10 protein-coding genes and 1 tRNA gene are annotated in these 11,911 nt (G+C 68.6%); 6 read left to right on the top strand and 5 right to left on the bottom strand.

Annotated elements, in window-relative coordinates:
• Positions 1–94: 94 nt before the first annotated feature.
• Positions 95–178 (bottom strand) — tRNA-Leu (locus ABZ910_RS05110).
• Positions 179–701: 523 nt separating this feature from the next.
• On the opposite strand from ABZ910_RS05110, the gene ABZ910_RS05105 reads away from it, so the two are divergent.
• From ABZ910_RS05105 to pknB, 6 genes are all read left to right on the top strand, one after another.
• On the top strand, positions 702–1,538 hold the full coding sequence (locus ABZ910_RS05105; protein WP_361359425.1) for a DUF3662 and FHA domain-containing protein: 837 nt from the start codon (positions 702–704) through the stop codon (positions 1,536–1,538).
• Between the two features lie 10 nt (positions 1,539–1,548).
• On the top strand, positions 1,549–2,079 hold the full coding sequence (locus ABZ910_RS05100; protein ID WP_361359422.1) for an FHA domain-containing protein: 531 nt from the start codon (positions 1,549–1,551) through the stop codon (positions 2,077–2,079).
• Positions 2,080–2,211: 132 nt separating this feature from the next.
• Positions 2,212–3,750, top strand: a complete 1,539-nt coding sequence (locus tag ABZ910_RS05095; protein ID WP_361359419.1) for a Stp1/IreP family PP2C-type Ser/Thr phosphatase — start codon at positions 2,212–2,214, stop codon at positions 3,748–3,750.
• 27 nt (positions 3,751–3,777) lie between these two features.
• Positions 3,778–5,214, top strand: a complete 1,437-nt coding sequence (locus tag ABZ910_RS05090; protein WP_361359417.1) for an FtsW/RodA/SpoVE family cell cycle protein — start codon at positions 3,778–3,780, stop codon at positions 5,212–5,214.
• Positions 5,211–6,692 carry a penicillin-binding protein 2 gene (locus ABZ910_RS05085; RefSeq protein WP_361359414.1) on the top strand — a complete coding sequence of 494 codons (1,482 nt, stop codon included), beginning with the start codon at positions 5,211–5,213 and terminating at the stop codon, positions 6,690–6,692. The genes ABZ910_RS05090 and ABZ910_RS05085 overlap by 4 nt, the downstream gene beginning before the upstream one ends.
• A 170-nt stretch (positions 6,693–6,862) precedes the next feature.
• Positions 6,863–8,857 carry a Stk1 family PASTA domain-containing Ser/Thr kinase gene (pknB, locus tag ABZ910_RS05080; RefSeq protein ID WP_361359411.1) on the top strand — a complete coding sequence of 665 codons (1,995 nt, stop codon included), beginning with the start codon at positions 6,863–6,865 and terminating at the stop codon, positions 8,855–8,857.
• 137 nt (positions 8,858–8,994) lie between these two features.
• Here pknB and ABZ910_RS05075 read toward each other — a convergent pair whose 3' ends face one another.
• Genes ABZ910_RS05075 through ABZ910_RS05060 form a run of 4 tightly spaced genes read right to left on the bottom strand, consistent with a single transcriptional unit; the run spans position 8,995 to position 11,717 of the window.
• Entirely contained in the window at positions 8,995–9,741 is a 747-nt protein-coding gene (locus tag ABZ910_RS05075; RefSeq protein WP_361359408.1) for a class E sortase, read from the bottom strand.
• Between the two features lie 13 nt (positions 9,742–9,754).
• Positions 9,755–10,924, bottom strand: a complete 1,170-nt coding sequence (locus tag ABZ910_RS05070) for a class E sortase (protein WP_361359405.1) — start codon at positions 10,922–10,924, stop codon at positions 9,755–9,757.
• Complete coding sequence (locus tag ABZ910_RS05065; protein WP_361359402.1) at positions 10,921–11,559, bottom strand: aminodeoxychorismate/anthranilate synthase component II; 639 nt, start codon at positions 11,557–11,559, stop codon at positions 10,921–10,923. Before ABZ910_RS05065 ends, ABZ910_RS05070 begins: the two co-directional genes overlap by 4 nt.
• Positions 11,556–11,717: a hypothetical protein gene (locus ABZ910_RS05060; protein ID WP_361359400.1), complete on the bottom strand. Its 162-nt coding sequence runs from the start codon at positions 11,715–11,717 to the stop codon at positions 11,556–11,558. Before ABZ910_RS05060 ends, ABZ910_RS05065 begins: the two co-directional genes overlap by 4 nt.
• Between the last annotated feature and the right edge of the window lie 194 nt (positions 11,718–11,911).

Raw genomic sequence — 11,911 nt, 5'->3', positions numbered from 1 at the left:
GGCCCCGGCCGTGCGATGACTCACATCCGCGGGTACAACGCGAGACGGGCCCCTGCCGTGACTTCCGTCACGGCAGAGACCCGTCTCGTCTCTGTGCGCGAGGGGGGAGTTGAACCCCCACGCCCTTGCGGGCACTGGAACCTGAATCCAGCGCGTCTGCCTATTCCGCCACCCGCGCATTGGGTGTGTCTTCCAGGCTTTCCCCTTGGGGGCGGCGCCTTCCGACATCGAGAACATTAGCACGCCTGGCAGGGTGGGTTCACATCCCTTGATTCCGGCCGACCCCGGCTCCCGCGGGCGTCCGGACCTGCCACGTACCTGCCGCTGACCTGCCCGTACCTTCCTCTCGCACCGGCCCCCGCACCCGACCGCGTATGCGACCGTGTGGACCGGGTACGTGGTGGTCTGCGTATCAAGTGGTGTCGTTCACGTATCCCAAGTGGTGTCGTTCACGTATCAACCTCGTACCGGTAACCGCCATCTCCCCAGGGGGCGGCCCAGGACCGCCGCCGGGTGCGGGACACTGGTCTTCACGCGCCTCTACGATCCTGGCAGCGGGCGTTCGAAGGGGAGCCGCCAGGGAACCGGCTTAATGCCGGACGCGTGGATACGATCAGTAAGCAGTACCAGGAAGTACCGAGCGGACCGGCACGGCTACGCAGCACGGCACAGCAGTACGGCAACGATGGAGGAGGTGCCCCATGGGAGTCCTGAAGAAGTTCGAGCAACGTCTCGAAGGTCTGGTCAACGGCACCTTCGCCAAGGTGTTCAAGTCCGAGGTCCAGCCCGTCGAGATCGCCGGAGCGCTCCAGCGGGAGTGCGACAACAACGCGACCATCTGGAACCGCGACCGGACCGTCGTACCCAACGACTTCATCGTGGAGCTGAGCACGCCGGACCACGAGCGCCTCAGCCCCTACGCCGGCCAGCTCAGCGACGAGCTCGCCGGGATGGTGCGCGACTACGCCAAGCAGCAGCGCTACACCTTCATGGGAACGATCAAGGTCACCCTGGAGAAGGCCGACGACCTGGACACCGGCCTGTACCGGGTGCGCAGCCGCACCCTCGCCTCCTCCAGCAGCCAGCAGGCCCCGCAGTCCGGCTCCGGCGGCTACGGCTACCCCCCGGCGGCCACGCCCGCCGGGGCGCCCCCGATGCCGTCCTCGCCGCCGCCCGGCGCCCGGCCCGGGGGTTACGGTTACCCACCGGCGTCCGGCCAGCCGTCCCCGTCCGCGGGCGGCGCGGCGAGCGGCGGACGCACCCGCCACTGGATCGAGATCAACGGCACCCGCCACCAGATCTCCCGCGCGACCCTGGTGCTGGGCCGCAGCACCGAGGCCGACGTGCGGATCGACGACCCCGGCGTCTCCCGCCGGCACTGCGAGATCCGGACCGGAACGCCCTCGACGATCCAGGATCTCGGGTCCACCAACGGCATCGTGGTGGACGGGCAGCACACCACCCGCGCTACGCTCCGCGACGGCTCGCGGATCGTCGTGGGCAGCACCACCATCATTTACCGGCAAGCCGAAGGGTGAAGCGGGGGCAATGTCAGAGCTGACCCTCACGGTCATGCGGCTGGGTTTCCTGGCCGTACTGTGGCTGTTCGTGATCGTGGCCGTGCAGGTCATCCGCAGCGACCTGTTCGGCACGCGTGTCACGCAGCGTGTCGCCCAGCGCGGGTCGCAGCGCGGCTCCCGCAGGGAGGCCGCGCGACCTCAGCAGGCCGCAGCGCCCCCGCAGCAGCGCAGCCAGCAGGGCGGCGGCGGCCGTCAGCGGCGCAACGCCCCCACCAAGCTGGTGGTGAGCGAAGGCACCCTCACCGGCACCACCGTCGCGCTGCAGGGGCAGACCATCACCCTGGGCCGCGCGCACGACTCCACGATCGTGCTGGACGACGACTACGCCTCCAGCCGGCATGCCAGGATCTACCCCGACCGCGACGGCCAGTGGATCGTCGAGGACCTCGGATCCACCAATGGCACGTACCTGGACCGGTCCCGGCTGACGACCCCCACGCCGATCCCGCCGGGAGCGCCGATCCGCATCGGCAAGACCGTCATCGAGCTGCGGAAGTAGTACGCATATGAGCGAGCGGAGCGAGCACGCAACGGTGGACCGCACACCGGTCTCCGGCGCGCTCCCGACCGGAGGGTGGGCAGTGTGGCTCGACACGACCGGCTGCATTCGGAGCCGACGGGCGAGGTGCGCATGAGTCTGTCACTGCGCTTCGCCGCCGGATCGCACGACGGCATGATCCGGGAGCACAACGAGGACTCCGGTTACGCCGGTCCCCGGCTGTTGGCCATCGCCGACGGCATGGGCGGCCAGGCGGCCGGCGAGGTCGCCTCCTCCGAGGTGATCTCCACGCTGGTCACGCTTGACGACGACGTGCCCGGCTCCGACATCCTCACCTCCCTCGGCGTCGCCGTGCAGCGTGCCAACGACCAACTGCGCGCCATGGTCGAGGAGGACCCGCAGCTGGAGGGCATGGGCACCACGCTCACCGCCCTGCTGTGGACCGGGCAGCGGCTCGGTCTCGTCCACGTCGGCGACTCGCGCGCGTACCTGCTGCGCGACGGCGTCCTCAGCCAGATCACGCAGGACCACACCTGGGTGCAGCGCCTCGTCGACGAGGGCCGTATCACCGAGGAAGAGGCCACCACCCACCCGCAGCGCTCCCTTCTCATGCGGGCGCTGGGCAGCAGCGACCATGTCGAGCCCGACCTGTCGATCCGCGAGGTCCGGGCCGGCGACCGCTACCTGATCTGCTCCGACGGACTGTCCGGCGTCGTCTCCCACCAGACGATGGAGGAGACGCTCGCCAGCTACCAGGGCCCCCAGGAGACCGTGCACGAGCTGATCCAGCTCGCGCTGCGCGGCGGCGGCCCCGACAACATCACCGTCATCGTCGCCGACGTCCTCGACCTGGACACCGGTGACACCCTCGCCGGCCAGCTGTCCGACACCCCCGTGGTGGTCGGCGCGGTCGCCGAGAACCAGCTCCACGCGCACGACGGCGGCATCATGCAGACGCCCGCCGGCCGTGCCTCGCACCTCGGCCGGCACGGCCACGGCGGCGGCGAGTTCGGCCCGCCCGGCAGCGGCGAGGGCGACGGCTACCACCCGGACGGCAGCTTCGGCGACTACTCCGACGAGGACTTCGTCAAGCCGCGCCGGGGCCGCAAGTGGTTCAAGCGCACCTTCTTCGGCGTCCTCGCCCTCGCCGTCGTCGGCGGCGGTCTGTACAGCGGTTACCGCTGGACGCAGACCCAGTACTACGTCGGCGCCAAGGAGGAGCACGTCGCGCTCTACCGCGGCATCAGCCAGGACCTGGCCTGGGTGTCGCTGTCGGACGTGGAGAAGGACCACCCCGAGATCGAACTCAAGTACCTGCCGACGTACCAGCAGAAGCAGGTCAAGGCCACGATCACGGAGGGCGGCCTGAGCGACGCCCGGTCGAAGATCGAGGAGCTGTCCGTGCAGGCCTCCGCCTGCCAGAAGGAGCAGCAGCGCCAGTCCGCCGAGCGCGGAGGCAGCGCCAAGACGGGCCAGGGCCAGGCCGGGGGGACCACGGGAACCACCCGTACCTCCCTCGCGTCCAAGGCATCACCGACGCCCAACCCGTCGGCCTCGACGCCCGCTTCGAAGTCTCCGTCCACGACCCCGTCCACGACCGCCAACCCCAGCCCCGGCCCCACCCTCTCGGAGGATGAGCAGAAGGTCGTCTCGCTGTGCGGTAAGCAGTAGGCAAGCCGTGAGAGGCCCCGTCACACGATGAGCAGTACTACCAACACGTCGTCGCACCACACGTCCACGATCGGCTCCATCGGCACGCCGAGCCGCCGCAACACCGAGCTCGCGCTGCTGGTGTTCGCCGTCGCCATCCCGGTGTTCGCCTACGCCAACGTGGGCCTGGCCATCAACGACACGGTGCCCGCGGGCCTGCTGGGCTACGGCCTGGGCCTCGGCCTCCTGGCCGCCGTCGCCCATCTCGTCGTACGGAAGTTCGCCCCGTACGCGGACCCGTTGCTGCTGCCCCTGGCCACGCTGCTGAACGGGCTCGGTCTGGTCGTCATCTGGCGGCTCGACCAGTCCAAGCTGCTGCAGTCCATCGACGTGGCCGGCGGCAAGGCGACCAACCAGCTGATGTACACCGCGATGGGCATCGCGCTGTTCGTGGCGGTCCTGATCTTCCTCAAGGACCACCGCACGCTGCAGCGCTACACCTACATCTCGATGGTCGGCGCGCTGGTTCTGCTGCTGCTTCCGCTGGTCCCGGGCCTCGGCCTCAACGTCTACGGCGCCAAGATCTGGATCTCCGTCGGCGGATTCACCATCCAGCCCGGCGAGTTCGCCAAGATCGTCCTGGCCGTCTTCTTCGCCGGCTACCTGATGGTCAAGCGCGACGCCCTGGCGCTCGCCAGCCGCCGCTTCATGGGCCTGTACCTGCCGCGCGGCCGCGACCTCGGCCCGATCCTGGTCGTCTGGGCGATCTCGATCCTGATCCTGGTCTTCGAGACGGACCTCGGCACGTCGCTGCTGTTCTTCGGAATGTTCGTCATCATGCTGTACGTCGCCACCGAGCGGACCAGCTGGATCGTCTTCGGTCTGCTGATGTCCGCGGCCGGCGCCGTCGGCGTGGCGAGCTTCGAGCCGCACGTGAAGATGCGTGTCCAGTCGTGGCTCGACCCGATGAAGGAGTTCCAGCTCTCCCGCCAGGGCGTCCCCGGCCACTCCGAGCAGGCCATGCAGGCCCTGTGGGCGTTCGGCTCCGGCGGCACCCTCGGCACCGGCCTCGGCCAGGGCCACTCCGAGCTCATCCGCTTCGCCGCCAACTCCGACTTCATCCTCGCCACCTTCGGCGAGGAGCTCGGTCTGGCCGGCCTGATGGCCCTCCTGCTGATCTACGGCCTGATCGTGGAACGCGGCGTGCGCACCTCCCTCGCCGCCCGCGACCCGTTCGGCAAGCTGCTCGCCATCGGCCTCTCCGGCGCCTTCGCCCTGCAGGTGTTCGTCGTCGCCGGCGGCGTGATGGGCCTGATCCCGCTGACCGGTATGACGATGCCGTTCCTGGCGTACGGCGGCTCCTCCGTCATCGCCAACTGGGCACTGATCGGCATCCTGATCCGCATCAGCGACACCGCGCGCCGACCGGCGCCGGCCCCCGCCTCGAACCCTGACGCCGAGATGACCCAGGTGGTCCGCCCGTGAACAAGCCCCTGCGCCGAATCGCGATCTTCTGCGGTCTCCTCGTCCTCACGCTGCTCATCCGCGACAACTGGCTCCAGTACGTCAAGGCCGACAGCCTCAAGACGGACGGCGACAACCGCCGTGTCACCATCGCCCGTTACTCCACCCCGCGCGGCGACATCATCGTCGACGGCAATCCGATCACCGGGTCCACCGAGACGAGCAAGACCGGCCTGAACGACCTGAAGTACAAGCGCACCTACAAGAACGGCGCGATGTGGTCGCCGGTCACCGGATACGCCTCCCAGGCCTTCGGTGCCAACCAGCTGGAGTCCATCGACGACGGCATCCTCACCGGCACCGACGACCGGCTCTTCTTCCGCAACACCCTCGACATGGTCACGGGCAAGCCGAAGCAGGGCGGCAACGTCGTCACCACCCTGAACGCGGCCGCGCAGAAGGCCGCGTACGACGGCCTGAAGGCCCGCGGCAAGGGCGCCGCCGTCGCCATCGATCCGTCCACCGGAAAGATCCTGGCGCTGGCCTCCTACCCGTCGTACGACCCCTCCTCCTTCTCGGGCGCGTCCGACAAGGACGCCGAGGCCTGGAAGAAGCTGCAGAAGAAGTACGACCCCAACGACCCGACGCTGAACCGGGCGCTGCGCGAGACCTACCCGCCGGGCTCCACCTTCAAGGTGGTCACGGCGGCGGCCGCGCTCGAGAACGGGCTGTACCACTCCGCGGACGAGAAGACCCAGTCGCCGCTGCCCTGGATCATGCCGGGCACCACCACGCCGCTGAAGAACGAGGGCAACATCCCTTGTGAGAACGCGACGATGCGGGTGGCGCTGCAGTACTCCTGCAACAGCGTCTTCGGCAAGATCGGCTCCGACCTCGGCAACGACAAGATGCTCGCCGAGGCGAAGAAGTTCGGCTTCGACAAGGAGCAGTTCACTCCGATCCGCTCCAACTCCTCGGTGTTCTCCGGTGACATGAACCATGCGGAGACCGCGCTGTCCTCGATCGGCCAGTTCAACACCGCCGCGACGCCCCTTCAGATGGCCATGGTGGCCTCCGCGGTGGCCAACGACGGCAAGCTGATGAAGCCGTACATGGTCGACAAGCTGCAGTCGTCGAACCTCGACACCGTCGCGCAGACCGACCCGCAGGAGCTCAGCCGGCCGCTGTCCTCCAACAACGCCCAGGTTCTGCAGTCGATGATGGAGACGGTCGTCAAGCAGGGCACCGGCAAGAACGCGCAGATCCCCGGCGTCACCGTCGGCGGCAAGACCGGTACCGCCCAGCACGGCGTCGCCAACAGCAAGAACCCGTACGCCTGGTTCCTCTCCTACGCCAAGCTCCCCGACGGCAGCTCGCCGGTCGCGGTGGCCGTGGTGGTCGAGGACGACCAGGCCAACCGTGACGACATCTCCGGCGGCGGCCTCGCGGCGCCGATCGCGAAGAGCGTGATGGAGGCAGTCATCAACTCCAAGAAGTGACCCTGCTCACGCCCCCTTCACATCGGTGCACGTTGCGATACCGGTCCGGTATCGGGTTACGGGCTTGGCCAGGTCACACAAACAGAGCCGGGTACGGTAGGCCCGGACGGCAGCCTCCGACCGCACACCCCGTGCCGGTCGGGACCGACGGAGAGGGCTGGTAGGTAGCTATGGAAGAGCCGCGTCGCCTCGGCGGCCGGTACGAGCTGGGCCATGTGCTCGGCCGCGGTGGCATGGCCGAGGTGTACCTCGCACATGACACTCGCCTCGGCCGCACAGTGGCAGTGAAGACGCTCCGCGCGGATCTCGCGCGCGACCCGTCCTTCCAGGCCCGGTTCCGCCGGGAGGCCCAGTCGGCCGCCTCGCTCAACCATCCCGCGATCGTCGCGGTCTACGACACGGGTGAGGACTACATCGACGGGGTCTCGATCCCGTACATCGTGATGGAGTACGTCGACGGCTCCACACTCCGTGAGCTTCTTCACAGCGGCCGCAAGCTGCTGCCCGAGCGGTCCATGGAGATGACGATCGGCATCCTCCAGGGCCTGGAGTACGCCCACCGCAACGGCATCGTCCACCGCGACATCAAGCCGGCCAACGTGATGCTCACGCGCAACGGCCAGGTCAAGGTGATGGACTTCGGCATCGCCCGCGCCATGGGCGACGCCGGCATGACGATGACGCAGACCGCGGCCGTCATCGGCACCGCCCAGTACCTCTCGCCGGAGCAGGCCAAGGGCGAGCAGGTCGACGCGCGGTCCGACCTGTACTCGGCCGGCTGCCTGCTCTACGAGCTGCTGACGGTACGGCCGCCCTTCGTGGGCGACTCCCCGGTGGCCGTGGCCTACCAGCACGTGCGCGAGGAGCCGCAGGCGCCCAGCGTCTTCGACCCCGAGATCACGTCCGAGATGGACGCCATCGTCCTGAAGGCACTGGTCAAGGACCCGAACTACCGCTACCAGTCCGCCGACGAGATGCGCCAGGACATCGAGGCCTGCCTCGACGGCCAGCCGGTCGGCGCGACGGCGGCCATGGGCTCGGTCGGCTACGGCGGCTACCCGAACGACCAGCCGACCACCGCGCTGCGCGCGGACGGCGGCGCGGGCGCGGGTGCCGGCGCCACCACGATGCTGCCCCCGATGAACCCGGACGACGGCGGCTTCGACTACGACGACCGCCCCGCCCGCCGCCGCCAGCCGAAGAAGAACAACCGCTCGACGATCCTTCTCGTGGTCGCCGGCATCCTGGTCCTGATCGGGGCGATCCTGATCGGCAAGGGAGTGTTCAGCGGGAACGGCGGCATCGGCAACGACACGGTCCAAGCGCCGAACTTCATCGGGCAGACCCTTCAGACGGCCAGGAGCCAGGCCAAGAACGTCGACCTGAAGGTGACCGCTACCCACAAGCCCTGCGAGGACCAGCCCAAGGGCAAGGTCTGCAAGCAGAACCCGAATTCCGGCACCACCGTCAAGAAGCAGTCCACCATCAAACTGGTGGTCTCCACGGGCGCGCCGAAGGTGGCCGTGCCGGACGTGGAGGGCCTGAGCTACGACAAGGCCGCGTCCCAGCTGAAGGCCAAGGGCTTCGACGTCCAGAAGCGGACCGAGGTCTCCGACCAGAACCCGGGCGTCGTCCTCAATCAGGACCCGACGGGCGACACGGAGCGCGAGAAGGGCTCCACGGTCACGCTGACGGTCGCCAAGGCCCAGCCGAAGTCGACCGTGCCCGATGTCACCGGCAAGACGTGTGACGAAGCCAAGGCCCAGATGCAGGCCAACGGCCTGGCCGGCAACTGCGTCAACGTGCCCACCACCGACCCGAACCAGAACGGCAAGGTCGTTAAGACCGACCCGGCAGCGAACTCGCAGGTCGACAAGGGTTCGACGGTGAACATCAGCGTCGGCCAGGGGGCGGCCCAGCAGACCCCGGTTCCGCAGGTCACCGGGATGCCCCTGAAGCAGGCCAAGCAGACCCTGAAGCAGGCCGGGTTCAACAACATCCAGATCGCCGGCAACCAGGACGACAACGCGTTGGTCGCCCAGCAGAACCCGCCGGCCAACACCCCGAGCGACCCCAACTCGCCGGTCCAGCTGACGACCGTCGGCGGCGGCGGTGGCGGCGGCAACGGTGGCAACGGCGGATTCTTCGGCGGCCAGCACGGCTGACGTTCCGCACATACGAGTGGGCCCCTGCCGGGACTTTCCGGCAGGGGCCCACTCGTTCGTTCACGTCGTCGCGGGAGTCCCGGTCAGTGCGGTTCGCTGACAGTTCCCTGTCAGCTCGGTTCCCCGGCAGTTCCCCGTCAGCGCAGTTCCTTCGGCGGCGTCCGCGCGCTGTCCACCTTGTCCACCCGGACCAGCTCGCCCCACACCACGTAGCGGTAGCGGCTCGTGTACACCGGCGTGCACGTCGTCAGCGTGATGAAGTGGCCCGGCTTCTTCTTTCCGGACTCCTTCGGGACCCGGGCGACGACCTTGACGTTGAACTTCGAGGTCACCGGAAGGATGTCGTACACCTTGTAGACGTACCACTTGTCCTTCGTCTCGAAGACGATCGGATCGCCCTTGCGCACCTTGTCGATGTTGTGGAACTTGGCTCCGTGTCCGTCGCGGTGGGCGGCGAGGGTGAAGTTGCCCTCCTTGCCGGACATGGGGAGCGTCGCCTTGATCGGCTCGGTGTAGTAGCCGGCCACGCCCTCGTTCAGGACGTTCGTCGAGGTGCCCTTCTCGACCAGGACGTCGCCGTTGTGCATCGAGGGCACGTGCAGGAAGCCGATGCCGTTCTTGGTGTCCAGCGCGCCGGGGCCGGTGTCCTCGGCCCAGTTGTGACGGACCTTGTCGGCCTGTTTGTGCGCCGTACGGTCGGCGACGACGTTCGTCCACCACAGGGAGTAGACGACGAACAGGCCGAGCACCAGGCCCGCTGTGATGAGGAGCTCACCGAAGACGCTGATCGCCGAGGCGATCCGGCCGGTACCCCGGCGTCGCGGTGCGGGCGCCGTGTCCGGCGCATGGTTGTGCCCTGCGGTGTCGTCCGCGGTCGCTGCCACTGTTCATCTGCCTTTACTCGACTAGCGCATCCGGCTTGCCCTTGCTGCGCGGACGTTCCTCGACCATCTTGCCCCAGACGATCAACCGGTACTTGCTGGTGAACTCCGGAGTGCAGGTGGTCAGCGTGATGTAGCGGCCCGGTGCGGTGAAACCCGACCCCCTGGGGATCGGGTTCAGCACACTCGTGTTGCTCGGCGGCGTCACCGGCAGCATCGACGTCACCTTGTACACGAAGTACTTGGACTGCGTCTCGACGACGACCGCGTCGCCGGGCTGGAGTCTGTTGATGTAGCGGAACGGCTCGCCGTGGGTGTTGCGGTGGGCCGCCAGGCCGAAGTTGCCCGTCTTGGCGTCCGGCATCGCCGTCTTCAGCGGGGACTCGCCGTAGTGACCGACCATGCCCTTGTCGAGGACCCGCTTGTTGCTGACGCCCTCGGCGATCGGCACCACCACGTCCAGCTTGGGGATGTGCAGGATGGCGAAGCCCTGCCCCGGCAGGAAGGCCCCCGGCGCCCGTTTCCCGCTCGCCCAGTCGTTCTGGAGGCTGTGCGTCTCGTCACCTGCCTGCGCCTGTGCCCGGACGTTCGTCCACCACAACTGGTAGGTGACGAGCAGCAGCATCAGCACGCCGGTGGTGATGAACACCTCACCGATCGCACGGCTCGCGACGACGGCCGGGCTCGGCTTGCGCAGCCGCGCCCGGCGTCGGGCCTCCACGCGGGAGAGCGGCGCCTGCGGCTTCGCCTCCTCCGCGGCCGACTCCCGCTCCCGTCCCCCGCTGTGCCGCCCGCCGCCGCGCCGCTTGGCGGCCTTTCTGCGCGCCGCTCGGCCACCCGACGCGGGTCGAGTACCGGAAGCGGCGGACGAGGCCCCGGAAGATGATGCGAACTCCCCGGTGGCGGGCGCCGGTTCGGCGATCCGCAGGGCGACCGTCTCGTCGTCGCGCGGTGGCTGGTACGGATCCTTCGTGGGCTGGTACGCCCCTTCCTGGGGCTGGTACGGCTGCTCCGTCGAGGACTGGTACGGATCTGCCGCGGGCTGGTGCGGCTCCTCGTACGTCCCCTCCTGGTACGCCGCCCGGTAGCCGCCCTCCGCGTGCCACTCCCCATGCGCGCCGGAAGCCTCGTACGACTGATCCCCGTACGAGGCATCGGTCTCGCGCTCCGGGCGCAGCGCGGTCACGCCGTGGCCCTGCCCACCACCGGGGCAAGCCCCGCCGACCTCGCCACCGCGTCCTGGTCTCCGCACTCCACCAGCCAGTTGGCCAGCATCCGGTGGCCGTGCTCGGTCAGCACCGACTCCGGATGGAACTGCACGCCTTCGACGGGGAGTTCGCGGTGGCGCAGGCCCATGATGATGCCGTCGTGCGTGCGGGCCGTGACCTCCAGCTCGGGCGGAACCGTTGCCGGTTCGGCGGCCAGCGAGTGGTATCTCGTCGCCGTGAAGGGAGAGGGCAGGCCGGCGAAGACGCCCTTGCCCTCGTGTTCGACCAGCGAGGTCTTGCCGTGCAGCAGCTCGGGTGCACGGTCCACCACACCGCCGTACGCCACCTGCATCGACTGCATGCCCAGACAGACGCCGAAGACCGGGACACCGGTGGCAGCGCAGTGGCGCACCATCTCGACGCAGACGCCTGCCTGCTCGGGCGTGCCGGGACCCGGCGACAGCAGCACGCCGTCGAAGCCGTCCTGGGCGTGTGCCGTCGACACCTCGTCGTTGCGCAGCACCTCGCACTCGGCGCCCAGCTGGTACAGGTACTGGACCAGGTTGAAGACGAAGCTGTCGTAGTTGTCGACGACGAGAATCCGCGCACTCACTGGTTGTCCACCGTCACATCGTTGAAGGGCAGCAGCGGCTCAGCCCAAGGAAAGACGTACTGGAAGAGGACGTAGACCACGGCCATGACCAGCACGAGTGAGATCAGTGCCCTCACCCACACGTTGCCCGGCAGATGCCGCCAGATCCAGCCGTACATGCCGTCCCTTCCGTCGCGCCACGGCACCCGAACTCACGCCGTACGGCACCAGACTAACGGCGCGGAGCCCCCGGTTCGCCTGCCTCCACGGGGTGTGCGGAGTCCGGGGGCGTCCAGGCGCCTGCAACTGGACTTACGGGACGCAGGGTCGATCACTTCAACGGGGGCGGGCCCTGTTTTGCCGGGCCCTTTGT

Source organism: Streptomyces sp. NPDC046805 (assembly GCF_040645355.1).
Taxonomy (GTDB): domain Bacteria; phylum Actinomycetota; class Actinomycetes; order Streptomycetales; family Streptomycetaceae; genus Streptomyces.
This window is presented reverse-complemented; position numbering and strand designations above follow the sequence as displayed.

What these genes read in the sequence shown, in the direction of transcription:
- ABZ910_RS05105 (WP_361359425.1), top strand. Translation starts at nt 702, where the DNA reads ATGGGAGTCCTGAAGAAGTTCGAGCAACGTCTCGAAGGTCTGGTCAAC.
- ABZ910_RS05095 (WP_361359419.1), top strand. Translation starts at nt 2,212, where the DNA reads ATGAGTCTGTCACTGCGCTTCGCCGCCGGATCGCACGACGGCATGATC.
- ABZ910_RS05100 (WP_361359422.1), top strand. Translation starts at nt 1,549, where the DNA reads ATGTCAGAGCTGACCCTCACGGTCATGCGGCTGGGTTTCCTGGCCGTA.
- ABZ910_RS05090 (WP_361359417.1), top strand. Translation starts at nt 3,778, where the DNA reads ATGAGCAGTACTACCAACACGTCGTCGCACCACACGTCCACGATCGGC.
- pknB (WP_361359411.1), top strand. Translation starts at nt 6,863, where the DNA reads ATGGAAGAGCCGCGTCGCCTCGGCGGCCGGTACGAGCTGGGCCATGTG.
- ABZ910_RS05060 (WP_361359400.1), bottom strand. Translation starts at nt 11,717, where the DNA reads ATGTACGGCTGGATCTGGCGGCATCTGCCGGGCAACGTGTGGGTGAGG.